The sequence below is a fragment of the Pseudomonas sp. 2995-1 genome (genome assembly GCF_002742505.1).
GTDB lineage: Bacteria > Pseudomonadota > Gammaproteobacteria > Pseudomonadales > Pseudomonadaceae > Aquipseudomonas > Aquipseudomonas sivasensis.
Genome location: NZ_LJSA01000425.1, coordinates 1 through 231 on the forward strand (window position 1 = coordinate 1; position 231 = coordinate 231).

Annotated in this window: 1 protein-coding gene; it reads right to left on the reverse strand. The window is 33.3% G+C overall.

Annotation, left to right across the window (positions count from 1 at the left end; genetic code table 11):
* Positions 1-185: CcdC protein domain-containing protein (locus tag AOA61_RS21880; RefSeq protein WP_143521238.1), on the reverse strand; the 185-nt coding region annotated here is incomplete at its 3' end.
* Positions 186-231: the final 46 nt, after the last annotated feature.

Genomic DNA, 231 nt, shown 5'->3' on the forward strand with positions numbered 1-231 from the left:
ATCGTTGGCCTCGTTGGTGGATATAAGAACATTAGAAATCCAGTGGACATTGCAATGGGAGGAATCAAAATTTTTTTTACATTTGCAGGACGCTTCATAGATTTCATCCTTATATATAAAGCAAAGAATGCCATCATTACAGCTAAAACACTAAAAATAATACCAATAAAACCATCAAGAACCATTGGGAGATTCTCCCTTCTTCTTCTAACAATCCTTATATTATTATGT